The organism is Paramicrobacterium agarici, assembly GCF_002563955.1.
Taxonomy (GTDB): Bacteria; Actinomycetota; Actinomycetes; order Actinomycetales; family Microbacteriaceae; genus Paramicrobacterium; species Paramicrobacterium agarici.
Window position 1 is genome coordinate 2,146,439 of record NZ_PDJE01000001.1, and the last position, 24,481, is coordinate 2,170,919.

At 60.7% G+C, this 24,481-nt stretch carries 24 protein-coding genes, 1 tRNA gene and 1 pseudogene; 15 read left to right on the forward strand and 11 right to left on the reverse strand.

The annotated features are described in order from the left end of the window. Positions 1 to 34 precede the first annotated feature (34 nt). From ATJ78_RS10485 to ATJ78_RS10515, 7 genes are all read left to right on the forward strand, one after another. Positions 35 to 271, forward strand: a complete 237-nt coding sequence (locus ATJ78_RS10485) for a hypothetical protein (protein ID WP_098407539.1) — start codon at positions 35 to 37, stop codon at positions 269 to 271. After that, the gene (gene nadD, locus ATJ78_RS10490; protein WP_098407540.1) at positions 268 to 870 is read left to right on the forward strand and encodes a nicotinate-nucleotide adenylyltransferase; all 603 of its coding nucleotides are present in this window, start codon (positions 268 to 270) and stop codon (positions 868 to 870) included. The genes ATJ78_RS10485 and nadD overlap by 4 nt, the downstream gene beginning before the upstream one ends. After that, positions 867 to 1,898: a hypothetical protein gene (locus ATJ78_RS10495; RefSeq protein WP_143741404.1), complete on the forward strand. Its 1,032-nt coding sequence runs from the start codon at positions 867 to 869 to the stop codon at positions 1,896 to 1,898. Before nadD ends, ATJ78_RS10495 begins: the two co-directional genes overlap by 4 nt. Before the next feature lie 28 nt (positions 1,899 to 1,926). Beyond that, a complete protein-coding gene (gene rsfS / locus ATJ78_RS10500) occupies positions 1,927 to 2,295 on the forward strand; it encodes a ribosome silencing factor (RefSeq protein ID WP_098407542.1) in 369 nt (122 codons plus the stop codon). 72 nt (positions 2,296 to 2,367) lie between these two features. Beyond that, positions 2,368 to 2,443, forward strand: a tRNA-Ala gene (locus tag ATJ78_RS10505). A 146-nt stretch (positions 2,444 to 2,589) separates the two neighbouring features. Next, positions 2,590 to 2,883, forward strand: coding sequence for a helix-turn-helix transcriptional regulator (locus tag ATJ78_RS10510; RefSeq protein ID WP_098407543.1), 294 nt, complete (start codon positions 2,590 to 2,592; stop codon positions 2,881 to 2,883). Between the two features lie 376 nt (positions 2,884 to 3,259). Next, complete coding sequence (locus ATJ78_RS10515) at positions 3,260 to 4,081, forward strand: tyrosine-type recombinase/integrase (protein WP_169923438.1); 822 nt, start codon at positions 3,260 to 3,262, stop codon at positions 4,079 to 4,081. Positions 4,082 to 4,180: 99 nt separating this feature from the next. On the opposite strand, the pseudogene ATJ78_RS10520 reads toward ATJ78_RS10515, so the two are convergent. The 5 genes and pseudogenes from ATJ78_RS10520 to ATJ78_RS10545 all read right to left on the reverse strand — a co-directional run bounded on the left by ATJ78_RS10520 (position 4,181) and on the right by ATJ78_RS10545 (position 9,227). Then, positions 4,181 to 5,457, reverse strand: a pseudogene (locus tag ATJ78_RS10520) (IS3 family transposase). A gap of 17 nt (positions 5,458 to 5,474) precedes the next feature. Further along, entirely contained in the window at positions 5,475 to 5,633 is a 159-nt protein-coding gene (locus tag ATJ78_RS15895) for a hypothetical protein (protein WP_156088593.1), read from the reverse strand. A gap of 375 nt (positions 5,634 to 6,008) precedes the next feature. After that, the gene (locus ATJ78_RS10525; protein ID WP_098407545.1) at positions 6,009 to 6,959 is read right to left on the reverse strand and encodes a hypothetical protein; all 951 of its coding nucleotides are present in this window, start codon (positions 6,957 to 6,959) and stop codon (positions 6,009 to 6,011) included. A gap of 820 nt (positions 6,960 to 7,779) precedes the next feature. Continuing rightward, positions 7,780 to 8,157 carry a hypothetical protein gene (locus tag ATJ78_RS10535; protein WP_098407547.1) on the reverse strand — a complete coding sequence of 126 codons (378 nt, stop codon included), beginning with the start codon at positions 8,155 to 8,157 and terminating at the stop codon, positions 7,780 to 7,782. Between the two features lie 251 nt (positions 8,158 to 8,408). Continuing rightward, complete coding sequence (locus ATJ78_RS10545; RefSeq protein WP_143741406.1) at positions 8,409 to 9,227, reverse strand: hypothetical protein; 819 nt, start codon at positions 9,225 to 9,227, stop codon at positions 8,409 to 8,411. A gap of 779 nt (positions 9,228 to 10,006) precedes the next feature. Between ATJ78_RS10545 and ATJ78_RS10555 the strand changes: the two genes are divergently transcribed. Continuing rightward, positions 10,007 to 10,225 carry a hypothetical protein gene (locus tag ATJ78_RS10555; protein WP_098407551.1) on the forward strand — a complete coding sequence of 73 codons (219 nt, stop codon included), beginning with the start codon at positions 10,007 to 10,009 and terminating at the stop codon, positions 10,223 to 10,225. Positions 10,226 to 10,382: 157 nt separating this feature from the next. Here ATJ78_RS10555 and ATJ78_RS10560 read toward each other — a convergent pair whose 3' ends face one another. Then, the gene (locus ATJ78_RS10560; protein ID WP_098407552.1) at positions 10,383 to 11,666 is read right to left on the reverse strand and encodes an ethanolamine utilization protein EutH; all 1,284 of its coding nucleotides are present in this window, start codon (positions 11,664 to 11,666) and stop codon (positions 10,383 to 10,385) included. 142 nt (positions 11,667 to 11,808) lie between these two features. Between ATJ78_RS10560 and ATJ78_RS10565 the strand changes: the two genes are divergently transcribed. The 3 genes from ATJ78_RS10565 to ATJ78_RS10575 are packed head-to-tail and all read left to right on the forward strand — an operon-like array spanning position 11,809 to position 15,280. Next, complete coding sequence (locus ATJ78_RS10565) at positions 11,809 to 12,582, forward strand: DeoR/GlpR family DNA-binding transcription regulator (protein WP_098407553.1); 774 nt, start codon at positions 11,809 to 11,811, stop codon at positions 12,580 to 12,582. A 14-nt stretch (positions 12,583 to 12,596) separates the two neighbouring features. Then, a complete protein-coding gene (locus ATJ78_RS10570) occupies positions 12,597 to 13,790 on the forward strand; it encodes an FAD-dependent oxidoreductase (RefSeq protein ID WP_098407554.1) in 1,194 nt (397 codons plus the stop codon). After that, positions 13,790 to 15,280, forward strand: coding sequence for an FGGY family carbohydrate kinase (locus ATJ78_RS10575; protein WP_245836400.1), 1,491 nt, complete (start codon positions 13,790 to 13,792; stop codon positions 15,278 to 15,280). Before ATJ78_RS10570 ends, ATJ78_RS10575 begins: the two co-directional genes overlap by 1 nt. Positions 15,281 to 15,623: 343 nt before the next feature. Here ATJ78_RS10575 and ATJ78_RS15900 read toward each other — a convergent pair whose 3' ends face one another. Then, complete coding sequence (locus tag ATJ78_RS15900) at positions 15,624 to 15,773, reverse strand: hypothetical protein (RefSeq protein WP_156088594.1); 150 nt, start codon at positions 15,771 to 15,773, stop codon at positions 15,624 to 15,626. Between the two features lie 592 nt (positions 15,774 to 16,365). After that, positions 16,366 to 17,799 carry a restriction endonuclease gene (locus ATJ78_RS10590; protein ID WP_169923439.1) on the reverse strand — a complete coding sequence of 478 codons (1,434 nt, stop codon included), beginning with the start codon at positions 17,797 to 17,799 and terminating at the stop codon, positions 16,366 to 16,368. 572 nt (positions 17,800 to 18,371) lie between these two features. On the opposite strand from ATJ78_RS10590, the gene ATJ78_RS10595 reads away from it, so the two are divergent. Continuing rightward, on the forward strand, positions 18,372 to 18,890 hold the full coding sequence (locus ATJ78_RS10595) for a hypothetical protein (RefSeq protein ID WP_098407559.1): 519 nt from the start codon (positions 18,372 to 18,374) through the stop codon (positions 18,888 to 18,890). Between the two features lie 60 nt (positions 18,891 to 18,950). Further along, positions 18,951 to 19,259 carry a hypothetical protein gene (locus ATJ78_RS10600; RefSeq protein ID WP_098407560.1) on the forward strand — a complete coding sequence of 103 codons (309 nt, stop codon included), beginning with the start codon at positions 18,951 to 18,953 and terminating at the stop codon, positions 19,257 to 19,259. 173 nt (positions 19,260 to 19,432) lie between these two features. On the opposite strand, the gene ATJ78_RS10605 is transcribed toward ATJ78_RS10600, so the two are convergent. Then, positions 19,433 to 20,164: a hypothetical protein gene (locus ATJ78_RS10605; protein ID WP_143741408.1), complete on the reverse strand. Its 732-nt coding sequence runs from the start codon at positions 20,162 to 20,164 to the stop codon at positions 19,433 to 19,435. A gap of 428 nt (positions 20,165 to 20,592) precedes the next feature. Here ATJ78_RS10605 and ATJ78_RS10610 point away from each other — a divergent pair, with 428 nt between their 5' ends. Both ATJ78_RS10610 and ATJ78_RS10615 read left to right on the forward strand, forming a co-directional pair. Further along, positions 20,593 to 21,858 (forward strand): anthranilate synthase component I family protein, encoded by a 1,266-nt coding sequence (locus ATJ78_RS10610; protein WP_098407562.1) that lies wholly within the window; start codon positions 20,593 to 20,595, stop codon positions 21,856 to 21,858. A 23-nt stretch (positions 21,859 to 21,881) separates the two neighbouring features. Beyond that, on the forward strand, positions 21,882 to 22,274 hold the full coding sequence (locus tag ATJ78_RS10615; RefSeq protein WP_342744792.1) for a YchJ family protein: 393 nt from the start codon (positions 21,882 to 21,884) through the stop codon (positions 22,272 to 22,274). A gap of 16 nt (positions 22,275 to 22,290) precedes the next feature. Here ATJ78_RS10615 and ATJ78_RS10620 read toward each other — a convergent pair whose 3' ends face one another. Continuing rightward, positions 22,291 to 23,337 (reverse strand): FUSC family protein, encoded by a 1,047-nt coding sequence (locus ATJ78_RS10620; RefSeq protein WP_098407564.1) that lies wholly within the window; start codon positions 23,335 to 23,337, stop codon positions 22,291 to 22,293. Between the two features lie 9 nt (positions 23,338 to 23,346). Continuing rightward, entirely contained in the window at positions 23,347 to 24,456 is a 1,110-nt protein-coding gene (locus ATJ78_RS10625) for a winged helix DNA-binding domain-containing protein (protein ID WP_098407565.1), read from the reverse strand. Between the last annotated feature and the right edge of the window lie 25 nt (positions 24,457 to 24,481).

Genomic DNA, 24,481 nt, shown 5'->3' on the forward strand with positions numbered 1-24,481 from the left:
TTGGTGGCGCGAAGTCACGAGAAACGGAGAGAACATGTCGTTTGCGACGATCCTGATGGCCGAGTCTGAGCACGTAGTCAACGAGCTGCCGATGCCCAGCATCATGTTCGGCGTACTCGCGCTCGTCGTGTTCCTCTTCCTCGGCGTCATCACGTTTACATATCGTGACGTCGCAAACCGCCACAGCCACAAGACCGGTTCCGCACCGACGGCGCACACGTACGACACTCCCGGCGATGACACTCACCACGAGGCGCACACGTCAGAGTGAACACAGCCAGTGCGTCGCGGCCCCGAATCGGGGTGATGGGCGGAACGTTCGACCCGATTCACAACGGTCACCTCGTTGCCGCAAGCGAGGTCGCACACTCGTATGACCTCGACGAAGTCATCTTCGTGCCGACGGGGCAGCCATGGCAGAAGTCTCACGTCAGCGAGAGTGAGCACCGCTATCTGATGACGGTTGTTGCCACCGCCGCGAACCCGCAGTTCACGGTCAGCCGCGTAGACATAGAGCGCGCGGGCCTGACGTACACGATCGACACGCTCCGTGACCTCAAGCGACAACGACCGGACTCCGACCTGTTCTTCATTACGGGCGCCGACGCGATCGCGCAGATCTTCAGCTGGAAGGACCACTCTGAGCTGTTCTCGCTCGCGCACTTCGTGGCTGTGAGTCGTCCGGGACATACCTTAAACATTTCTGGATTGCCGGCCGAGCACGTAAGCTTGTTGGAAGTTCCGGCACTTGCGATCTCGTCGACGGATTGCCGAAGCCGGGTCAGCAGGGGACATCCCGTGTGGTATCTGGTTCCGGATGGTGTCGTGCAGTACATCACGAAGTATCATCTGTATCGGAGTAGTGAATGACCTCGTTATCTGACGAGCAGCCACTCTCACGGCGACAACGACGCGAGAGGATGCGCGCTCAGCAGGCGCACGACAGCGTTCTGCAGTCTCAGGGTTCGTCTGAGCCCGACGACGCAGAAGCTGACGCGCCCGACGCTACACGTGATGCTGCGAATGAGACAGCGGATGCCGCGTCGGTGCCGACCGCGGACGATGACCAGATTCACGCAGAACAAGCGGCCGCGGACACCTCTGAGAGTCCGGGCGAGAAACGCGTTCTGACGCGACGCGAGTTGCGAGCATTGAGGGCTGAGACCGGATCGACGGCCATCGTCACACCAGAGACCTCGCGAGGCGTCGATGTTCCCGCAGCCCCAGCGTCACCTGCCGGCGCCCAGGGCTCGCCGGAAGCGCAGCAGAAGAAGTCTGCTCCCGCTGGCCGTGCAGACAAGAGCCACAACGCGGAGCGGCCATCAGCAGCGAAGGCGAGTCCCGCAGTCAGCTCCGGGCAGAGCGGGGAGACCGCTTCGCAGGGTCGGAGCGACGCGCAATCACGGCCTCAGCTGTCGCCGGCCTTCAGCGCAGGCGTTCGAGACGACAAGCGTCCCGCCGACAGCGCAGCACGCGCTTTTGACACTCTCGTGGCCCCCGAAGCGCGCGGCTCCGACGCCTTTACGACATCAAGCGTGCTGATCCTGCCCGGTGCGCCGAGCACGCCGCCCAAGGCTCCTGCCTCGGGGACCGGCGAGATTCTGGTTACCGGATCGGTCGACCTTCCCCGGTCCGCTTCACAGGATCGTCCCTCGTCTACAGACCACTCCGAGATCGATTCTGGCAGCGACAACAGCGCAGAGTCGCCCGCGACAGCCGGGACGCCCGTGTCGGCAACTCGTGCCGTCAGCACCCACGCGGTGAGTCGCGACGTGATCACGCCTCCCACGAAGGCGTCGAACTCGAAACTGCTCATGATCCTCGCGATCACGGCCGGTGTGCTCTGTGTTGCCGTCATCGGTGTCGTCATCGTGGGACTCATGACGGGATCCTTCTAATGCTCGAGAGAAAGAAGCTACAGGCCACGTGACAGCTACTGACGAAACACGTTCCCAGGTCCAGATCGCGGCGGCCGCTGCGCAGAGCGTCGGGGCCGAAGATCTTGTGGCGCTCGACGTGTCACAGCAGCTTCCGTTCGTCGATGCCTTTCTGATCGTCACGGGGCGCAGCGAACGCAATGTCGGTGCGGTCGCGGATGCTGTCGAAGAGAAGCTCGGAGAAGCAGGCACACGCGTCGTCCGCCGTGAGGGACGCGCGGAAGGCCGCTGGGTGCTCATCGACTTCGGTGACATCGTCGTGCACGTGTTCCATCCCGAGGAACGCGACTACTACTCCCTTGAGCGACTGTGGAGGGACTGCCCGGTCATTTCGCTCGAGGAGGCGCTGGCACAGTAGCTCCGTGCGCCGCGATTTTTTATCGTACGTGCCGATGTAGTAGAGTATGGGAGTTGCTTCGGTGACAGTTATGGGTCTGTGGCGCAGCTGGTAGCGCACCTGCATGGCATGCAGGGGGTCAGGGGTTCGAGTCCCCTCAGATCCACCAAAAGCCCTGGTAAGCATTGCTTTCCGGGGCTTTAGGTTTTCGGTCTGGACCCGGAGAGGCCGAAAATGGTCCGGCTCTATTGCTACGGAACTTGCTCTTCTTCAGGAAAGTTACCGCCGACGGCAGCGAGCTCGCATAGAGCGGCCATGACGCTCACATCACCCAGTAATCACTCCATACCACCGGCCGAAATCACCTCGCATAGAGGTGAGGTGAAAGCACAGCAGACAGCAGCGGCAAGCTATGAATTGCCGGACCTCCTAACCATCGACGACCTCGCAGCATACCTGCGAGTCTCCAAGCAGACCATCTACCACTGGAGGAAGACGGGCGGGGGACCCGTCGGCCACTACCTCGGAAAGCACCTCCGCTTCGCGAAGCCAGACATCGACGCGTGGCGCCAGAGTCTCCCTACGACGAGGGAGCTGACTCGTGGCTAGAGAGCAGATTCCAGCAGGCACGCACAGACGAGTGAAAACGACCCAGCTTGCAAATGGGTCATGGCGGGCACGGGCACAGTACAGACGGTACGACGGGGAACTCCGCGAAGCAAAAGCCCACGCTGAATCCGTTGACCGAGCTGAGGCGCGGCTGCGCGCTAAGATTGCCGACCGGATGGAGGACACGCATGCTCCGCGAGCAACGCCGCAGCAGCTCACTCCTGATTCGCCCTTCAGCGCCCTCTGCACCTCATATCTGGAGCAAGTGGAGAGGTACGAGGAAGGTCGACTGACCTCTCGCAAGGAGAACGCGCGCCTCATTCGGGCCCGAATCCTGCCGGCACTCGGAGCTCTCCCCATCCGGAGCGTTACGGCCGTGATTGTAGCCGACTTCTATGACTCAGAGTACGACCACGCGAAAAGCCAAGCGCGCAATCTAATGACGGTCCTTCGTCAAATCTGCGACCGCGGACTCAGGCTCGGCCTAATGCGTAGCAACTTCGCACGAGAAATCAGACTGGCACCACGAAAGCGTAAGGAAATCTTCGCACCGTCGCCCATGGAGCTTGATGAGCTTCGCGACGCCATCGTCGCCTACCGAGAACGGCCCGGCCGGATGGGACCTCGTCCGAATGACTTGCTCGAACACGTCGTCGAAGTGATTCTCGGGACTTCCTGCCGCATCAGTGAAGCAGTGGGGCTACGCTGGGAGGATTTAGACCTCGCGTCGAGCGTACCTACCGTTAGTGTGGTTGGGCAGGTCATCGAAGGGCACCAGCAAGCCAAGCATTGGGCGCCGGTATTGAAGACCAGAACCTCGGCACGAGTCGTACCGATTCCTGACCATTTAGTGACAGTGCTCATGGAGCGCAAGCTGAGGGCGCGCGCTGGTAGCACGTACGTTTTCGAGACTAGCTCCGGGCGGTCCAATGGAGCGCAGGACGTTCATCGTGCCCTGCGGATTGTCCGAGAGTGGGCTGGTATTTCCGAAGAAGTGGTCCCACATTCTCTTCGTAAAGCTGTCGCGACGACGGTGAATGACATGGTCGGCTTGAAGGCCTCCGCGGCTGTCCTTGGACATTCAGAGTCCCGTGTGACCGAGGACTACTACGCGCGTCGAGCGCTCCACGCACCTGATGTGCGCTTCGCACTCGACGCGCTTGCTCCCGGGGCCTCACGCAGTGCTCCGGGCGAGTAGCCGTCCGCCGCATCTGTACAAGGGACGTGGACTTACGTGTGCCGCGCATAAACCCAGTGAGCAGAGGTAAAGTGAAGCGCCGCGGGTTTTCTGCCGCTGTTATGCGGGTTGCAGTTCTCGTGTGATTGCTGCGTAGTGGTCGGCCTCGTATTCGTTCGGGCTGATCATTCCGAGGCTACCGTGGAGGCGACGGTGGTTGTATCAGTCTGCCCATCCTGCGGTGGCGTATTCGACGTCTGAGATCGTCTTGTACGGGCCGTCGTGGAAGAGGCTGGTGCGGATGCACTCGGTCTTGTAGATGCCGTTGATGCTCTCCATCAAAGCGTTATCGTATGCGTCACCGACGGTGCCGATCGAGGGCGCGATTCCGTCGCGTTCGAGCTTGTCGGTGAAGGCAATCGATGTGTATTGACTGCCGGCGTCTGAGTGCGCCCGTAGGCGACCGGGTTCGACGGGGCGGCCGGTCCGGTTGCGTTCCCAGAGCGCCATCCGCAACGGGATCATCACCAGGTCGGTATGCATGCTCGTTTGGGCGTGCCAGGCAACGATGCGCTGGGAGAAGACATCGACGATGAACGCGACGTAGACCCAGCCTGTCCAACAGCGCACATACGTGAAATCCATCACCCAGGTGTGATCCGGACGCGGGGCGGTGAAGTCGCGATCCAGCAGGTCCCCGGCGCGTTTGCCGTCCTTGGACGGGATCGTCGTGCGGATACTCTTATCGCGGCGTGCTCCGCTGAGGCCCAGTAGCCGCATGGCCCGGTCGATCGCGCCCCAGGACGCGTCAGGAACCGTGGTGCGGCGGATCAGCGCGGTCATCTTCCGCCGGCCGTAGAGGCCCTCGGGCAGCATGACCCGGCGGCCATCAGGACGGGTGGTCCAGACGGCGGCTCGGACAGCGTCGACGACGATCGCGTCGGTGACGGTCCTGGCCGAGATGGTGCCCTTTCTCCAGGCACGATAGGTGCGCGCAGCGATCTTCACGCCCTGCTCACGCAGGACCCGGCAGATCGACTCGACCGCGTGACCTTCGGCTCTCATCTGATCGATGAAGCCCATCATCAACGGTTGCGGGGGTCGAGTTCCCCCGCGAAGAAAGTTGTCGCCGCGCGCAAGATCGCGACGTCCTCGCGGAGCCTGCGGTTCTCGGCCTTGAGCTGCTTGATCTCAGCGGATTCTTCACTGGTCACGCCCGTGCGAGTGCCGTCATCGATCTCAGCTTGCTGCACCCACCGGCGCAGACTCTCGTGACCGACATTCACTTGACGGGCAACAGCCGCTATCGCGGCCGTCATAGACGGATACTCCGAAGCATGCTCGCGCACCAAACGCACAGCACGCTCCCTCGCAGCAGCATCGATCTTCTTCGGCATGATGACATCCTCTCAACTCAAAAGAATGCGGCATCAAACCTGCGGCGCTTCATAGCACCGACCCAGAGGACCCACATTATGAAGAACCCGAACCCTGGTATGAATGACACCGCGTAGGCGATAGCCGCGAGCACGACTCCTATGATGGCGAGCGGATTCAGAGGTGATTTCGTCACGAAATCAGCCTATTGACGCAACTCGCGTGCTCACATCGCCCTATGCATTTTGTCCCACGAAGTGGGGCCGGTACGCCAACATCCCGCCCACGCCCAGTCTCCGGCCCGGAGGCCCGCACTCCGGCCCGACCGAGGTGAAGATAATCCTCGTGATCGATAGTGGCTCCGTGCGCGCACAGGCTCAGCTAGCCGCGACCCATCACCATCCGAGCACATAATCTCACCCCGCGTCCCAACGGCAGGGCGCCCCGTAGCCGTAAAGCCCCGGGGCGCCCACGCTCCGCCTACGCCTAGCGGCGCCGCCCCGTCTTCTTCCCGGCAGCGCGCCGTTCTCGGGCCGCCACGATGCGCTTGGTGAGCACCGCGATGATGCGCTCACGCAGGCTGGGTGGGGTAACCGCCGGAGGCAGGGGACACACCCGTGACAAGTGTCAGCCATTCAGTTTCATCGCCTGTAAGCATCATCTTCTTGAAGGATTCCAACTGCGTACGTTCCGCCTCAAAGTAGGCTGCCATCGATTCGGCAACGCTTGTGTTTCCATCGGACATGACAGCTTCTGCCCGGGTAACGAAACTGAGCAGATCCCAAAGAAGATGTTGCAGATCGAACCGTTGACCGTCGCGGATAATGCTGGGAGCAATCGGAACATCCTCGGCCGCTGCTGAGATCATCGGATGGGTTGTGCGATAAGTGACGAGCTCCGCGCCATTCGCAAAGGCGGGCATCGGGTCTTCCCAATCGATCCAGTATTCGCCTGATCCACGGTTGCCGAAACGAACTCCGCTGAAGAGCATTACAAACTCCTCATCCACGGTTGTCTGTATGTCTATGGGGCGACGGTGCTTATCTCGGTTATGAAACTCGCCGAGGAAGCGCGGAGCCGGGTTGCCGGTGACGAAAGGTTGCACAGAACGCAGCGCCTTCTTATGGGGCTCGGACAGTAAACGGAGGTGGTGCTTACCGAGAGCGTCTTGCCACTGAGACTCATCAAAGACTATTGGGAAGTAGACCCGTCGTGCCTGCGGCTCCGTCAAAGGGACCTTCGAGTCAGCTGCAACTGCGTGAAACATCACTATGTCTAGAATTGACCTGGCGCGAAAGAGAATGGTGCTTACCCTGTCAGCCCAGCGGAACGGAACTAACTCGCCGCGGACACGCAGCCGGTAGACGGCTCTTCGGTTCCGATCAAATAGTCGAGGTTCGGCCTTGACGGAAACGCCACTCCGATGGTGCTCGGCCGCCTCGCTCAAGAAATTGAACACCTCTTCGATGAGAACAATAAAGCGTTCGCGCCACGGGTCGTAACTGTTCTCTGGGTCTCCCATTGGCGCTCCTTTGTTAGCGGCAATCGTCACTGTATGGCGCATTACACGCCTCATGCTAGCGGTCCGGCGATCGACGGTCACTCGAGGAACTCGTCACGGTCTTTGATTCCCATGCGGCGACGCTTTGCGAGTACGGTACGCAGAAATTCTCACCGTCAGCCAAGCAATGATCCCGCGTCTCTGCCCAGATGTTGGCTCCTCTGCTCTGCCGACCGCGCGGCCTACCTGTGAGCTTGTGTAGCGGGAATTGGCTGCCGCGGATCGTTGACGATGCGCATGGACGAACGAGGCGGGCAAGCACACCCGGCTATAGGCCAGAAGTGTGGCTTGGTAACCTCGCAGACTTCCGTAGCCATGCTTACGCATCACTGCTGCGGTGTGCAGGTCCGATTGTTCGACGGCTGAATCCGCGGCATCGAAAGTGTCCAGGAGTCTCTTGACTTTGACTTGGTGCTCCCCACGCTCGCGCGCCTCGAGATACGCTCGTCCAGCCTCCGTCCGAGCGGTCAGAGCCCGCCCGTGCTGCGCATCTAGCTTCTGCACCATGGGCACAAGCCGGAGCGCATCACGATAGGCAATGCCCACGCGAACGCCCTCCGGGAATGCGGAGGCCGCATAAGCCTCAGCTTTGCTCGGCGGCCCTGAGTAGTCCGGATCCAGCTCAGAGATGAGGTCCTCGATATCCTCGGCAGGTTCATCGCCGCTTGAGCCGCCGCCACCGCCGAGGATTTCCGCCATCTCGTCATCGCCTTCGCGGACTCCGTGCCTGGCCCGAGCCCCGGCCTGCGTGCGCGGTGTCCATGCGCAACGGCGGCCGCCTTCATTCTGTGATCTGCACATCGGAGTCCTCCTCGATGTCTTCCGCGAGGGCGGCAGCCTCGAAGATCGTGTGAATTGTCGAGTCGCTGCAGCGCAGGATCTTGTACCAGACGCATGTGCTCTCGGAATCGGCTTCGACGCCTCCGCAGTAGATGATCGCGGCCAGCGCGGCCAATTCATCGGCGTCTCCCGCCGTGACTGTCAGCTGAGGCGTGATCCGCACCTCAGGCGGTGAGGCATCGGCCAGCAGCGCGGCCGCATCGATTCGAAGACGGCCGGCGAAGACGCCGCCTCCTTCGCCGTCGCTGGCCCATGCGGTGACCGGCCACCCGGTCTGATCTTTGACGGCTACAACGAGCCGGGGGAGATGTGAGGCCATGGTCTGCTCCTTTAGGTAGTGGCCGGACTCTCGACGTCCCGGCTCTACCACCTCCTATGCGGCGGAATCCGCGCCCGTGGCCGAAGCCACCTCCACACCGGCCACGAATCTAGCAATCCGAGCGGCCACCGCATCCTCATGACCGCGGCCACGCAAATCATTGGCCAGGAATTCCGCGAGGATCACGCACAGGCCCTCATCCGGCTTCTCACCGGCCACCCACGCGCGCCCATCAGCCGCCCATTCTTTAATCAGCGCCCGGGCCGAATCCGGCCAGGGCACGCCCCGACCGCGTCCCGAAGACGGCGCGCCAGCGCCGAAGCGTCCCGACGCCGGGCCGCACGCGCATCGCGGACGGCCCGCACTTCGGCGAGGCGGGCCATGGTCACGGTTCGTTGCTCGGTGAGCTGCTCCTCACGCTCGGTCCGCACATCTCTGGCTATTGGATCAGCATCCTCGAGAAGGTCAGTAAGTGGCCGGGTCCCGAGGCCCGGCAGTTCGCGCACGAGTGCCTGCTTGAGTTGCCCCCATTGCCTGACGCCGAATGGAGCTTCGGCCGCCCTGACACCGAGGCTGTCGTAGAGGAGCCGCAGCCAGGCGCGGAGACCTAGGCCGGGGTTGTAGGCCCAGCCGGGGCGGCGTGCTGTGCGAATGGCATCGGCAAGGTCATCACCTTCGATGCCCATGGCCAGTGCCTCGACGGTAGCTTTGTGCTCCCACGCGACATCTCCGGCCTCGCGCGGCAGCCGACCGAGCCGCCAGCGCCGTGAGAGGCCAATAGTGCCGACGTGGCGAATCCAGCCTGCCTCCTTGAGGAGCCTGAGCACCTTCCCGGATGTTTCGATCGTGCAATCCATCTGGACCGCGAGCCACGTCGATGTCACAAGAACCGCGCTCGAGCCGTCTTCATCAATGCATTCGAGAAGTCGTTGGCCGATGATGGCGAAGCCGATGCGTGCTTTGCTTTCGTCGCCTTTTGTCCATCCGTATTGCTCGCGGTCTACCGGTGCCGCGAGCCGCCCCACAATCCGCCGCGCCACTGCCATCCGCGCGTCAGCATGGTCACCCACGCCGGGAGCGAGCGGTGAGCGGGAGAGGTGCGCACTGGCAGCAGCCAGGAGCGCGTGAGCGCTGGCCAGCGGCAGCAGCGCAGGAGCCGTATCGGGCGCGACCCGGAGGACAGCGGATCGCACTGTGGACGGCTCGTATCCGAGGGCGAGGCCGCGGACAAGCCCGGTCCGAGCACGAGCGGCCGGAGTGCCAGCAGTGGAGCGGCCCAGAGTCAGGCGCAGCTGAGCATCGAGAGAGTCGGTATCTACCGCAGGGGGGAGGAGTGGCAGTGAATGAGACCATGAGAAGCCTTTCTGTAGAAGAACAATTCCTCAGGGCGGCCGGCAGGCTTGCCGAGAGGCCGTCCCAGAGGGGACATCGTTTTGCATAGATGTAAATGCGGCAAAGGGGTCCTGCGCACCCCGCCTCCGCTCCGCTCCGGCGGGCGCAGCCGCCACGGCACGGCCCGATTTCGAAGCGAGCCGGCCCGTCATTCGGGCCGAAGGCGTGACGCATGCGGGACGACGGCGTTGCGTGAGGCGCGAGGGACGAGCGCCGGTAGCGTGCCGAAGCACTGCGGAGACGAGCAGGCGACGGGGCGAGACGCTGATGCTTAAGGGAGTGCCGGTGCGGGGCTCGTGACTGGGATACCGGAGGGCCTGGGTCTCTAGAGCGTTCTTGATAAGCAGAAAGAGGAGCAGGAAATCCTGCTCCTCCGTTTGCGATTCAATCTCTTGAGGGCCCGAAGGGCCCTCTCTTTGGGTCTTCACCCAACGCTCTCCTGCGATATGAATCTCCTATGTATGCACCCGTATTTGATCTTCTCTATGGCCTGGCCGTTCTCCTCATCGTTGGGGTGGGAATCTTCGTCAACTACTGGGTGATGAGGATGGCGGTTCGGCACGGCGTTCAAGACGCGACCGAGCATGAGCGCGTTCGACGGGTCACCGCTGCTTACGAGAAGATGATTGCGGACGAGGACTCCAATGAGCTCGGTGAACGGGACCACGAGTTGTAGTCTCGAAGAGGAAAACCCTTCGTGTCACGCGGGAAAGCAGAGATGTCAGTCCCAGCGCGTGACGTCTTGAACGATTCATGGTCTTCCAGCACGAGCGCCTGGCGCGGAGAGGAGCAACTCTCCTTTCCTTCCGCGACAGACGCTCGTGGTCGATCTGCTAGTCAGCCACAGGGTGCTTGTATTGCGTATCAGCTGAACCTACCGAGTCCACCGCGTGTAGATACTCGTTGTCCAGAATGACGCCGTTTTCGCGGTCAAGAGCTTCCAAGCGTCGAGCAGTCGGCAGGGCCAGCCACGCCGCGAGGAGCATTGCGATGACTCCTGCCAAGAATTTCCCGATTAGAAGGGGCCCGAGCATCGTGGGTTGGACGTTTGCGGCATAAGCAAGATGTCCTCCGAGGACATCAGTGCCGCAAACCATGAATGCAATGCAAAGGACTTTATCCTTTGGCGCAAATGCGGGGATCAGGCGGAGCAGAGCAATCACGTTCGCGCACGTAGCCAGAATGCCCGCAGTTACGTCAGTGCTCACTCCGAACAGCTTCCCAACTTTGCCCAGTGGCTTTTGCCCATAAGTACGGAGGACGTACACCAGTGGGAAGGCTCCCGCGAGAATGAGCCCGCAATATCCCGCGACTTCAAGAGCGCGAAATTGGTCGACTTCGTCCGCGATGATCGGGTCAAAGCCCCAGCCGCCTAGAACAGTTGTGAAAAGACCGGTGAAGTATTCAACGATCGAAAGCGCAAGTACAACCTTGATGATGATGTCGAGGATTCTCCCGAACCATTTGAAAGCCGTCAGCATCGCATTTGGCAAGAAGCGGAGACCGAGGGCGATGAGGGTCACAACTGCGACAATAGGTATGAGATTGAGTAGCAGCTCAGACCACTGCATCTCGAACACCCAGCTCGCTTCGCCCGTGGTGGCGATATTGGGCCGCAGTGCTGTCTGCGTGACAATCAACAAGGCCATTGTGATGAACCCGCTTAGCGGAATGGTGATTACTCCGGCGAGTATGCCGAGCGCCATGTACTTGTGGTCACGCCTCGGAAGCATGGAAAGACCGACCGGGATAGTGAATACTAGCGTGCATCCGAGAGTGAAGCCCAAAGTAGAGGCCATAATCCAGCTTGCGGGGCTGATTGATGTGGCTTCCGCAAGCTGATACCCGCCCATGTCGGTGGCGATAAGTCCAGCAGCGATCGAGGGATCTGCGCCGATCGATTTGAGCCCCGGACCAATCACGCTCTCTATGAACCGAGCCAAGTATGGGATCGTCGCCATGGTGCCGGCAACGGGAATGAAGATCGGACCGATTGTGTGCAACCCTTCGATGAACTCCCGTCCGAGACCTCGGTCTGGATTTCGGATTGCTGCTATCGCGCCAATGACGACGAAAGCCATTATGACGTAGACGATCCAAGTGCCTACTTCTGCCATGGCTGCTCCTTTGCAGAATGATCAAATGGTCAAAATGATTTGATGGTTGACCTTACTGGATGAAAGAACGTTTGTCGAGCAGCGGTTTGTGCGTGCTACAGTTCTGACCACATGATCATTTCATCGACGAAGTGAGGTTGACTTGTCAAAGACCACCGATCGCCACGAGCGCATCAGGGAGTACATGGCTTCGCGTGCTTTCGTGAACATCCACGAACTCGCGATCGCCGCCGGAACGTCTGAAGTTACTGTTCGCCGTGACCTTCGAGCGCTAGAGCAGCGCGGAGTTGTTGTCCGGGAGCATGGTGGCGCGCGACTGGCCGACGACTTGACGGAAGCACAAGAGCGATTTACCTCGCGGGAACTACGCAATCCGCATGGCAAGTCGGAGATCGGCCAGCGCGCCGTATCCCTGATCGATCGTGGCGAACACGTCGCGATGAACGACGGTACGACAGTGATGCAGGTCGCAATGGCGCTCGAGTCGCGCCGCGAGCCGGCGACAGTGACAACAAACGCTTTGAACGTTGCTCTCCGTCTTAGTGAAAGCGACTCAATTGATGTCTATGTCCTTGGAGGGTTGGTTCGACGAGCCTCTTACGGTACCTATCAACCAGACAGCTCTGTGATTGACCGGTTGCATTTCGATACTGCAGTCCTAGGCGTCGAATCGATGTCTAAGCGGGGAGTTACAGTCGACCACCCGTTTGACCTCGCGATCGCCCAAGCGATGATTCGGCAAGCGGACCGCGTCGTAATCGTGGCCGACGAGTCGAAATGGCGCCGCAAGGGGCGCATGGAGCTCGCGACCTGGGACGAAATCGATGTTCTGGTCACAGATTCAGCGCCAACCGCTGACTTGAACCAACTGCTCCTGGATTCAGGGACAGAAACTCTCACACCCGAAACCCTTTGAAGGAGACTTACGAGATGGGCAAAGAACGCCTGATTGTCATTGGCGCTGGAGTAACCGGCAGTGCAATCGCCCGCGATGCGTCGATGCGAGGCATTCCGACGACAGTTATAGAATCCGGCGAGATCGGCGGCGGCACGAGTGGACGATTCCATTCGATGCTCCAAAGCGGCGCACGGTACGTGGTTACGGACACGGAGTACGCTGCCGAGTGCATGCAGGAGCGGAAGATCTCGGAGCGCATTGCTTCATTCGCCCGCGTTGATACCGAAGGGTTATTTGTCCTCTTCGAGGACGATGACCCCAAGTTCGGAGACCGTTTCGCGGAAAGCTGCGCGGTCGCCGGAATACCCGCGAAGTGGCTTGACAGTAGCGAGATTGCAGCGAGGGAACCGAATATAGCTGCATCGCAAGGTGGATTTGTCGTTCCAGATGCTGTCTTCCACCCTTGGGAAATGGTGCCAGCTATTGCGGCTTCAGCCATTTCTCATGGTGCTGAATTCCTCACTCACACAAGGGCAGTATCAATCGAATCAACGGGCTCTACTATCTCGGGGGTCATCGTTGAAGACGAGTCGGGGACCCGCTGGACGGTGGCTGCCGATTGCGTCGTAATCTCTGCTGGAACATGGTCTCCATCTCTTGGGGAAAGTGTTGGGCTCAACATTGACGTAGAGACTGCGAAGGGGTCCATGCTTGTTGTGCACCAAGAGATGGTGAATTCCGTCGTTAACCGGTGCCGCCAACCACAGAGTTTCGACATTGCCGTGCCTTTGAACGGCTCCACCGTCTTTGGGACCACTTCGGTGATTGTCCACAGTCCTGACGACACAGAAGTTTCCACCGAGGAACTTGAACAGTTGCGCGCGGAACTGAAGAAATTCATTCCGACGACGGCCACAATGGACGAGAGCCAATGGAATTCGTATGCAGGAGTCCGCCCGTTAGTGTCTGCTGCACCCGGCGAGGGAGGTGCAGTCTCGCGGAAGCATGCCGTCTTCGCCGGGGAAGTGGCAGGTGTGCTTGGCGTCGTCGGAGGCTCTTTTTCCACGCATCGGGCGATGGCGGAGGATGTTGTCGATCGCGTTGCCAGCCAGCTTGGAGTGCGCCAAGAGTCTCGAACCGCATTTGAAGCGTTGGCACCGGCCACCAACGTTGTATGGAGCGACAACGCACCAATGCAACGCCGTGGGATTGCATTGGCAAGCTAATGGGTGTTTTGATCGGAATTGACCACGGAGGAAGTACGACCACTGCGGTTGTAGTTTCATCCGACGGGTTACTCCTCGGGCGGGCCTCGGTCTCTACAGAGCGGCACACGCCGCACCCAGGATGGGTCGAGCATTCCCCGGAATCATTCGTCGATGGAAGCCTTGCAGCTGCTTCCCGAGCCCTCTCGTCCGCAGGCCTGCAATGGAGTGACGTTGCAGCTTTCGGCATTGCTAACCAAGGTGAGACGTCTATCGCATGGGACGAAGCCACTGGTCGTCCCGTGGGCCCAGCACTTTCCTGGCAAGACAAAAGGACATCGAACCGCTGCGCAGAACTTCGCGACCGCGGACTTTCATCCACGGTCGAGAGAATTAGCGGACTCTCAATCGATCCATATTTTGCAGCGACGAAGTATTCGTGGCTCAGCAAATCTAGTGATGAAGCGCGCGCTTCACGCGTTCGCGGAACTCTGAGAGTTGGAGGCACCGATTCCTTCCTGATCCGGTGCCTGACAGGTGGAGTTCACGCTACCGACCCTTCGACGGTATCTAGGACGGCATTGATGGATCTTGACTCGGCAACTTGGTCAAGTGAGCTTGCTGGACTATTCGATGTCCCGCGCTCAGCGCTACCTGAAATTCGTCCCACGGTCGGCGACTTTGGAGAAATAGCACACGAAGATGTGCCAGTGTCACGACTGCCTATCACTGCAAGCATTGTGGACACCAACGCGTCTCAATTCCTGCATGAACTCTGGTCGCCCACGGTCGTCAAGGCGACTCTGGGTACCGGCGCATTCATCGAGACGAGCGCCGGCAACTCCCCGGTTCGTCCTTCAAACGGACTTGCACCATTCATCGGCTGGCGAATCGGAGACGACCTGCGATACGTACTCGAAGGTAGCGTTTATGACGTTGGAGCAGCAGTTGACTGGGCAGTAGACATCGGGCTTGCAGAGTCGGCCGCAACGACATCTGACTTGGCCGCGTCGGTTGATGACACTGCGGGCGTCATCCTTGTACCAGCATTCAGTGGTCTCGCCGCCCCACATTGGGACAGCGAAGCTCGTGCAACTATCTGCGGCCTCAGTCTGAAGGCGAACAAGGCACATCTTGCACGTGCCCTGCTCGAGGGCATAGGCCTCGCTATCACTGAGGCTATCCTCCTTTTAGCGGACACAGCTGGCCACGACGACCCCGAGGTGGCAGTTGATGGCGGGCCATCAAGGAACAAGTTCCTCATGCAGTTGTTGGCAGATTTACTTGGTTACCCGGTTCGTGCAGTACAGGAGCCCGATATAACTGGCTTCGGTGCAGCTTGTCTCGCCGGCCTGGGCAAGGGCATCTTCACCCAAGCAGACCTCGCCAATCTGCGCCCAGACTCGATTACATATTCGCCTATGACAAATACAGCGTTCCGCGAGGACAAGCGCCGTTTATGGAGAGACGCGGTGGACTGGGTGCGCAAGGAAGAACGGTTCCGGGATTAGCCGTTTCCGTCCCCGCAGTGGCAGCGCCCCGAAGACGCCCCGCCCTCGTCCCGTCAGTGACGGACCGTCAGCGTGACGCGGCAGACCGACAACGGGCTGTGGCGGCCGCCCGCAGGGCGGCAGGGGCCGTTGCGGTGGCGGGACGACGACGGGGCGATGAGGCGAGGGCTGCCGGAACGCGGGAAGTCACGGAGAGAGTGGCGGGATTTGCTGCTCAGTGGAGGGGAGGCTTTCGGGGCCGTGTACCGAAGGCTTGAGGAGAGGCAAGCTGATGGGTTCTTCTCGTCGTCTGTTCGATATCTGAAGGTGGCACGAAGTGCCACCTTCTATCTTCTAAATCTCCTCAATCCACGTGGCCCATTTCATCGGAAATCCGGGTGTTTTCATCCATGGCTTTGAGCTTGCGATGCCGCTCTTTAGCGCGGAATCTTTCGATTGCTTCTTCATTTACAATCGAAGACTTCACCAGCGACTCTAAGTACTTCACGATCACGGTGGAGGGTATAGCCGGCAAAGTGGATGCGACGCGCGAGGAGCTGCTCGACGGTGTAGAGATCTCTGTGCCTGCGGGGGCGAAGTAAGAGGATCCCGGGCGTAGCTGGGCTTCGTAGGCCGATTGTGCATTGTGAATGGGGTAGAGGGACCGGAGTTGTTACCAAAAGAAGCGAGCGCAGCGGGATCTGACCAGTGGACGCCACCGCCACCGAAGCCGGTGCCGAGCCATGGTCGGCATAACAATAGGATCGTCGCAGCGGCGCTTGTAATGGTTTGGTGTGCACTCGCTCCGATGACCGTGTTCCTCATCCTCTAAGCACCAATATTGCCACTTCGAGCGATGCTGTATACACGGTTCGCTCTTCTGGCTAGTGTGCCGATCCTGGACATTCTCGGCATTGTGTTTTCGTCAATCGGCTTGTACCGAGCGGGGCGTTTGAGCGGCTACCGTCGAGGCATGGCGCTTGGAGCGCTTGTTGGAAGCTGTTTCATCACAATTTTCGGCATTCCAATTTGCCTAGCCATTACGAATCTCATCTACGTACTTCGATTCGGGTGACTTTGTCCGCGGTATCAGGCCACGGACCCCATCAGGTACGACTGGACGCCACCGACGCAAGCCGAAGCATGAAGGCCGCCCCGTCTTCGCCACGCCCCGCCCGCGCTTCGCCCGGCGTTGTCGTCCCGTCGTCGTCCTGCCGTGAAGCGTTCCCGTGTGCCCGGGGCGTTGCCGGTTTGGGACAGTCCGCAAAGAGTTGGTTGTTGAGGCGGGTGAAGGCCTGAGGAATGCTGAATTCGACGCATTGAGCGCCGAGGCTGTTGAGCCCGGTGAGGACGGCTTCCTCGGCGTTGTAATGGATAAGTGCCATCCCTACTCGATCTGCAAAAGCTTGCCCTTCAGATGTCACGGATCCGCTTGTGAAGAAGATTGGCGACTTCTCATCAGCAATGGCGACGCCAAAGAAGGCTCGAACCTCGATGACCGGAACGGAACCCGCGTAATTCTTGACTTGAGCGATGTACTGCGCAGACGCAACATCTATCCCTCCGTCGCCGGAAAACTGCGTGACCTCGGCGTCCAATACCCCAAGGTGACGCATCCAGGCAACTACGAGGTGCTCCGCACCTTCATGCGATACTCCATATGGCTGCGGTGCCGGGGCCGGGGCGGGGCGGTTGAGCCAGCGTAGCCTTCGTTCCTCTTCTTCAGCGAGGAGACGTTGCTGCTCAGCCTCTTGCTCCAGACGACGCTGCTCCTCCGCTTCCCGTAACCTCTGTCGCAGTTTCTCCGCTTGCGCAGTGCGAGCTGCCTGTGCTTCCGCTTCAGCTTCTAACCGTTGCCTCAGCCGCTCGACTGCTGTGGCAAACTCCGCACGAAGTGCGGCTATCCTCTTTTTCTGGCGGATGGCACTCTCTCTGCGAAGTGCTTCAACGAGCTCCTCCTGTTCGGCAGTGGGCGAGGTGGCGAGAGTGTTCCGTCTGCGTTGCGCGGCCGCGAGAACCGCTGCCTTGGCACGTTCGGCATTTGGAGAAGACGATAGTGTCTCCAGTCGATGGTCAATGTGCTCCAGGACGACTGCGGGAGCCTCTAACGTGCCCTCAGCCTTCCATAGCGCCGCAGCCTCGCCAATGACTTCGGCGATTCCAGGAGAAAGGTGCTTGACATATCTAGGAACCTCTCCAGGCAACTCGGCCATCTGGCTGCCAGCCGCCGGCACCTTCTCGTCTGAAGGTTCATGGCGCAGGTTCCGCGCTCTCGTGATGATGCGCTGCTTCAACTCGGCAGGCGACAGACGTGAGGCGACTCGTTCGATTTGCCGATCGACGTAGTCGGATACGACTTCCGGAATGTACCCCGAGCTCGTTGTCGTATGCCACAAAGAAGCGGCCTCTCGCTCGACCTCGGCCTGCCATTCTGCAGAATACTCGGTAAGTTCCGGTGTTGCGGGTGCCTCAGGCTCGACTGCCTTCTCTCGCCGCCAGAATGTGCGGCGCCGACCTATAAGCCCTGCAGTTTGGTCCATAGGAGCTCCTCCCATCGTGCTTGCCTCTGTATTTGAAGATATCTCACCCCACTGACCCATCTGCTCCACAGGCAAGCCGCGCATATAAGAGGTATGAGTAACCTCCAGACACCTGGTCCCTCCACGCGCTTCGTCATCGTCAGCGCCGACAATCACCGTGCCCTCCGCGTCGCCGCGCGCCTCAACCTTGCCCTCCGCGAATGGATCTGGATCCCAGACGACATCGACCGTCACACCGCAGGCCCAGGTGCAGTGAGAGTTTTCGAGCTCGCATTCACTGTGCCGGGCAGCGATCCCATTAGCCACCGCTGGGCGCCACCGACGCCCACTACTTAGATGTGACGCCCCGTCTTCGTCCCGCCACGCATCGCAGCCGGGGACGGGGCGTTGGCGCTCCGCGGTCGTCCCGAAAGGGTGGCGGGGTAAAGGCGGGCCGACGACGGGGCGCCCTACTTCCAAATGTTTGGAGGTCTTGAGGGGACGACGGTTTCGCCGCATTTGTTCTAGATGAGCCACTGGAGCTGGCTCCGGGACGGTAGGTCCCGACCTGGAGCACCTAATAGGAGATAAAGATGAGCACTCAAGCTGCAGATATCCGGCCCACCTGGGAGGAGATCACCTACCGGCGTGGCCGCAATGACCTGGCCTGGCTCTTCATCAGCGCTTTTAGCGATGGACGCTTGCGAGATGAGGATTACTGCCGAGCGCTGCAGGATGCATGGACCGGACCGGACAGCCCCATGGCCTACGCAGATGAAATGATCTGGGAGCTACTTTTCCGGAACGTCGACTTCCTCGTCGAGGACGAGGAAAGCACCTGCCCATTGACAGGGCCCACTATCCTCTACCGCGGCTGCTCCCCGGATCGGCTCAATCGCATGTCCTGGTCAGAGCGTCCGGAGGTGGCCCTCAGCTTCGCCGAGCGGTATCGCAGGCAGGGCTTCGATGCGCACGTCTGGGCAGCCGAATTCGAGTCTGACAAAGCGCTTGCCCGCTTCACGAAAGCGCGTCCGGGCGAAAATGAGTGGGTGATGGAGCCCCTCGCTGGCGAAGCGCTGGCCAAAGCGTGGATTCACATGCGGCTCGGGTGACCGCAACCCTGCGTGGTCACGCCGGCTCGATGTCAGTCCCCACTTTCTACGCTTTGAATCATGAACGAGGACCTGGCACCGATCGAATGGGTAGCACGGAGCCTGACCGGTGCTTATCCGGCCGGCATCGTCCGGCTTCTACACCTCGGGCCGAAGCACGACGCCTATTACAGAGCGGTGACCTACAGCCCCGCCTCACGAGACCGCAAGCTCATCGGCTACTTCGTGACACTCAAGGATGCTGTTCGCGCGGTGCACGCTTATGAGTATGAGCACCTGGAGCCGCATCGGCTCGTCACCGGGCCGGCGACGGTGCGGCAGCGGCCGGAGATGCCTGGATGGAAGCGGCCGCCTGGAGCGGTGAGGTGAATGAGGGAGGCTGCGGTGGGCGACAGGGGGCGGTCGTGCCGGGAGTGGGTGCAGTACAGGCTTGGCCGACGTTTGTGCTGCCAGTGTGGTGTCGGGAGATGCGGGAGGCGCGGTTTGTGGAGCTGAGGGATGGAAGCTAATCGTGCATTGCTCGATGATCCTTCTGCATCTTTCTAGGAACGGGCCTCCGAAGAATTGGGGGTCGAACGCTCAACGATAAGTTCGCTGAGATGGTCGGTGTATTCAATTGCAGCGCTCACCACAGCCGCGATCATTGTCACTGATGTAGTGACCAGGTAAGAACTTGAAGTCTCCGTTTCAGTTCCAGAAATCTTGCTGGTCTCAAGGACCTTTGACGCAATGCTCTTGTTCGCATGGGTGATTCCACTGCATATACGCCAAGCATCAGCGCCACTCATGACCGAGTTATCCACGATCTTGTCTGTCTCCGACAGCATTGAGGTGATCGTGGTGCTCCTACTTGACAGACGATATTGTCGGTTCCCCGGGATCATCGCTTGGATCTCGGTGAGCCGCTTACGGACGTTCTCTAAGTCATAAGGGACCCCAAGACGACAGGCGAGGGTTGCTACGTCGCTGCTGTTGTCATACGTGATCTTGAGGGAGCGCCGTACGCGTTTCTGTCTCTTGTTTCCGCTCAGAATCCAGATCCCATATGCAGCCGATTCGATCGATGCTCGCGCGAGTGAGTAAAACGAAAAGGGCGGTAGCGTTCGCTCAGTTGCGCGGTAAAAGGTCTGAATTGCTTGTAGGTGCTCGATTGCCACGCTCAGATAGAAATGTGATTGGAACGACACACTATCGTAAGGGGTCTTTAGATCGTCGCCAGCCATCGCGGAGTGTGGAGGCGGTTCTTCATGGAATAGCTGGTCGAGGTCGTCCATCCTTGCGATCCTCGTCATGAGGAGCTCGAAGTACTGAGCGGATTTGCTCTCGTCTTCTTGGGATTCTCGTCCAGCACGCGGAGTCACAGGTGCAGCTTAGCGTTCGCCGAGGGGCCGAAATTGAGCCGAAATTCAACTGAATCGGTCCGCTACTGTCCACCAAACGGGGACGGTGCTTCCGCATAATTCCGCCCTAAGATAGGCTCTAATCCACCACAAACCACCAGAATGGGCCGACGCGAAACACATGCAGGGGGTCAGGGGTTCGAGTCCCCTCAGATCCACCAAAAGCCCTGGTGAACGCAAAGTTCCCAGGGCTTTACTCATGACCACGCGCTCCGTCCGCGCCGATCGGCTGCCGAGTGCCGCGACCGCAGATAATGGTTACGCCACATCCCGTGAGCTGCACGTGTTGAAAGGGTCGCCGAATGTCGAGTTCGTTTCGACGCATTGATGTGTCAGCGACCTCGGCTGCCGTTGCCTTCGACGTGCTCGTCGGCGATGACGCGCATGGGTTCTGGCTCACGACCCGATCGAGCGGACGCACCGTCAGCCGCATTGGCATCGGCGAACCGGTCTCTGCCGGTGTCCTTCCCGTCTCAGACAGCCCACGAAGAGGCGACGCAACGGGAGAGAACTGGATCGGGTGGGCCGGTTACGACCAGAGCGCGTCGATATGGCTGCGTGCAGTGCGCTACGTGACGGTCGACCATTCGTCAGGACTCCTCTGGGCCCATGCGCCACAGGACGAGGTCGACGCGTGGTGCGACGAAGTGAGACGCCGAGTCATGTCTCTGCCGATCCGCCGCACACGGGGGAGAGCAGACAGCACCGATGTCGTGGCGGTCGCACGGCACAGTCCCGACGAATATCGGGACATGATCGCGACAGCTCTCGATTCGATTCGCTCGGGTGACGCGTATCAGCTGTGCCTCACGACACGCTTCACCGTGCACGACTCGCTCGACCCCCGACTCGTCCACGCGCGGCTTTCACAGGCGAACGCGCCCTATACAGCACTGATACGGTCAGACGATCGCGCGCTTGTCGCTGCGTCGCCCGAGCAGTTTCTGCGTCTAACAGCATCCGGTCGGGTGTCGACAAGCCCGATCAAGGGGACCCGCCCGCGCGAAAGCGACCCCGCGCTCGACGCCCAGCGCGGACTGGAGCTCGTGAGCGACGCGAAGGAACGATCCGAGAATCTGATGATCGTTGACTTGATGCGAAACGATCTGAGCCGCGTGTGCACTGCAGACAGCGTGGCGGTTGCACGCCTCTTCGAACTGGAATCGCACGCTCATGTGCACCAGCTCGTCAGCCAGGTGACCGGCCGCATGCGTGAGGACTGCACGATCGACGATCTCATCGACGCAGCGTTTCCCGCCGGGTCGATGACCGGGGCCCCCAAGCAGCGAGCGATGCAGATTCTGGCTGGGCTTGAACGCGGCCCGCGCGGGGTGTACGCGGGATGCTTCGGGTGGCTGGGAGAACGTGGCGATGCCGAGTTGGCGATGACCATTCGGAGTGCTGTCTTCGAGGGGGACATCGCGTACGTCGGGGCTGGCGGCGGCCTGACGATCGATTCGCGACCCGAGTTCGAGATCGACGAGGTCGCGGTGAAGGCGCAAGCGCCACTGGCTGCGCTCGGTGCACGGCTTCCACGGCCGTGGGAATCTCGCGGTCACGATTGGTGAGAAAGGGGAACATGGACGAGGCGATGAGTGAGGCAGAGCGGTGCCCATGCGGTAGTGGTGACGTCTTCGGAGAATGCTGTGCGCGCATCGTGCGCGGCACTGCGCTCGCACCAACCGCTGAGCAGCTGATGAGGTCTCGGTACACCGCGTTCGCCCTCGGGGATGTGGGACATCTGATGCGCACGTGGCACGCCTCGACGCGGCCGCGCGAGATCGATCTCGATTCCAGCATCCGATGGTGGCGATTGGAGATTGTGGAGACGACAGGTGGCGGTCCATTCGACCGTCGCGGGACTGTGCACTTCATTGCGCACTACCGAACAGCGGATGCGCGGGCGCGGCAAGAGGAGCGAAGCAGCTTCGTGCGTGATGGTCGCGCGTGGTACTACCTCGATGGTGCTGCAGTGGGCGCATGATCAGCAGCGCCCAGAATCACACGGCGTCCTCGTCGGATTCGATAAGAAGTTCTTCGCGAATGCGACGCAGGTCTTCCATGAGAGACCCGATGAGAACCCAGTGCGTGGACTGCGGGGGTTTCACCTGAAGCGGCGCGGTGAGAGCGGGGAACTCACTCGTCATCGGCTCGGGGTCAGCGATAGACGGCCTCATGATGAGGCGCAGATCATGAGCGGCGCGGTTGAGCTGATCGGCGATCGCGCCCAGTGTCGGCTCGCGGTAGAGGCCTCCGTCGTAATGGTCACGAAAGGCGCGCGTCATGCCGATCACACGTGTGACAACAGGGCCGAAGCGGTCAGTCACCTCGCGGAGCTCTTCGAGTTGCTCTCTGTGCGCGGACCTGCGTGGATTGAGCGAGAGGGACTCTTCGCCTTCTTCAATGGACGTGACGGCGGCGTCTTTCATGGGACGGAGCAGACGCGCTTCGATCATGAGCCGCTCCCGGTCTGCAGCGGATTGCGGCTCGCTGAGAGCTGCCGAGAGTCGTTCAAGCGTCGCAGCCAGCTCGTTGCCCAGCAGAATCACGTTCTCGCGGACGGGAGCGACGAGAACGGGCGGGACGATGACCATGTTGACGATGATCCCGAGTGCGGCACCGATCAGGGTCTCGACAATACGGTAGAGAGCGTACTCGGGTGAGGATGCTCCGAGAGCGAGAACCAGCATGGCACTGATCGCTACCTGGTTCGAGGTGCCGGTTGTCATGCGCAGGGCCCATGACAGCAGCACGGCGACGATGATGGCGAGCATGATGACCCACGAGTACTGCCCGAGCACGAGGCTTAGCAATGATGCGATGACGACACCAGAGATGACTCCGACGCTGCGCTCGATCGCCTTGCCGAATGACTGGTTGACGCTCGGTTGCACGACGAGCAACGAGGCGATGGCCGCAAAGATGGGCAGTTCGGCGGGAAGAATGAGGCCGGCGATCACCCAAGCGAGCACAGCTGCGACAGACGTCTTCACAACCTGCAGAAGCGGCGACCGCTTCGTGGTTTGGAAGCGCCGGGTGAGTTTCATGTGTTCAGACTAATCGGGGAACTGCACCGTCACCTGGTTGCCCGTGACACGTTCGACCTCGCGCGCGGCGACACGAATAGCGTTCTTCATCGACGGCGTAACGTCAGAAAACGGAGCCACCGCAACAGCGCCTCGCTTCTTGGCCTTCGACCAGGTTCCGATCACAGACGCTCCCGAGCAGACGGTTGCTCGGAACATGCCGTTTCCGCCAGGAACGATCTCGTCGAGAAACTGCTCGGGAACGGCGAACGACCGATCGCCGTATCCGAGCATGAATTCGTCGAATCCCGGCAGCAGCCGGACGGGCGGCCGCCGATGCAGCGATGCGAGGATCTGCTCGGTCTCTGCGCCCGTCACCATCCATTGGGGCCCTGAGGTGGTCTCCACCGTGCAGATTGCGTCGCCGAGCCTTGTGCGAGCGGCTCTGATGGTCGTGAGCGGAAGACCGAACCAGCGGGCGGCATCGGCGTCGGAGACAGGGCCATGACCAGACACGAATCGCCGCAGCATCCTGGCCAGGAATTCTTCGGCATCGCTCTCGGCCCGATGTCCGATCCACGAGTCTGTGTGGACGATCAGCTGCTGGCCGTCACGGAAAGGACCATGGCAGATGGTTCCGCTGACGGCGAGGCGGTAGATCAGGTGCGACACTGTTTGGCTGCTCGGACCCCCGTGGTATGCGCGCCCCACACTATCGCGAAGCTCGGCGCGAGTGACGGGTCCCGAGCTGATGAGATCGTCGGAGACGGAGAGCATGACGTCGTCGATCTCGGCGTCGGTGATGTTCAGGGCTCGAGCCCGCCCGGCCATGCTCCCGAGCACGCGTTTGCGCGTGATGCGCGTGAGCGGACGCAGGTCTTCTGCACGCAGCACGTGCAGAGTACCGCGCATGGGCCAGCCCCTGACGAGCGTCTTGTCATCGAATTCTCTGCTGATGTCGTCGACCGTGGCTCTCTCGAGACGAATCGCGAGGGAGTGCAGCACTCCCGGAAGGTCCTGGCCCTGCAGGGCCCCCAGTCGATCGACGACGGCGCCCGCAGACGGCTGGCGCTCGACACCAAGACCCAGAGAGAGCCATCGTGCCCGTCGAAGCTGCGCTGGAGTAAGTTCTCGAATCACCGTTCGATCGTAACGGCGGCGGCCG

What these genes read in the sequence shown, in the direction of transcription:
- ATJ78_RS10555 (WP_098407551.1), top strand. Translation starts at nt 10,007, where the DNA reads ATGTATGCACCCGTATTTGATCTTCTCTATGGCCTGGCCGTTCTCCTC.
- ATJ78_RS10595 (WP_098407559.1), top strand. Translation starts at nt 18,372, where the DNA reads ATGAGCACTCAAGCTGCAGATATCCGGCCCACCTGGGAGGAGATCACC.
- ATJ78_RS10495 (WP_143741404.1), top strand. Translation starts at nt 867, where the DNA reads ATGACCTCGTTATCTGACGAGCAGCCACTCTCACGGCGACAACGACGC.
- ATJ78_RS10590 (WP_169923439.1), bottom strand. Translation starts at nt 17,799, where the DNA reads ATGGACCAAACTGCAGGGCTTATAGGTCGGCGCCGCACATTCTGGCGG.
- ATJ78_RS10615 (WP_342744792.1), top strand. Translation starts at nt 21,882, where the DNA reads ATGAGTGAGGCAGAGCGGTGCCCATGCGGTAGTGGTGACGTCTTCGGA.
- ATJ78_RS10525 (WP_098407545.1), bottom strand. Translation starts at nt 6,959, where the DNA reads ATGGGAGACCCAGAGAACAGTTACGACCCGTGGCGCGAACGCTTTATT.
- ATJ78_RS10620 (WP_098407564.1), bottom strand. Translation starts at nt 23,337, where the DNA reads ATGAAACTCACCCGGCGCTTCCAAACCACGAAGCGGTCGCCGCTTCTG.
- ATJ78_RS10600 (WP_098407560.1), top strand. Translation starts at nt 18,951, where the DNA reads ATGAACGAGGACCTGGCACCGATCGAATGGGTAGCACGGAGCCTGACC.
- ATJ78_RS10535 (WP_098407547.1), bottom strand. Translation starts at nt 8,157, where the DNA reads ATGGCCTCACATCTCCCCCGGCTCGTTGTAGCCGTCAAAGATCAGACC.
- ATJ78_RS10610 (WP_098407562.1), top strand. Translation starts at nt 20,593, where the DNA reads ATGTCGAGTTCGTTTCGACGCATTGATGTGTCAGCGACCTCGGCTGCC.
- ATJ78_RS10485 (WP_098407539.1), top strand. Translation starts at nt 35, where the DNA reads ATGTCGTTTGCGACGATCCTGATGGCCGAGTCTGAGCACGTAGTCAAC.
- ATJ78_RS10575 (WP_245836400.1), top strand. Translation starts at nt 13,790, where the DNA reads ATGGGTGTTTTGATCGGAATTGACCACGGAGGAAGTACGACCACTGCG.
- ATJ78_RS10560 (WP_098407552.1), bottom strand. Translation starts at nt 11,666, where the DNA reads ATGGCAGAAGTAGGCACTTGGATCGTCTACGTCATAATGGCTTTCGTC.
- ATJ78_RS10510 (WP_098407543.1), top strand. Translation starts at nt 2,590, where the DNA reads ATGACGCTCACATCACCCAGTAATCACTCCATACCACCGGCCGAAATC.
- ATJ78_RS10605 (WP_143741408.1), bottom strand. Translation starts at nt 20,164, where the DNA reads ATGGACGACCTCGACCAGCTATTCCATGAAGAACCGCCTCCACACTCC.
- ATJ78_RS10570 (WP_098407554.1), top strand. Translation starts at nt 12,597, where the DNA reads ATGGGCAAAGAACGCCTGATTGTCATTGGCGCTGGAGTAACCGGCAGT.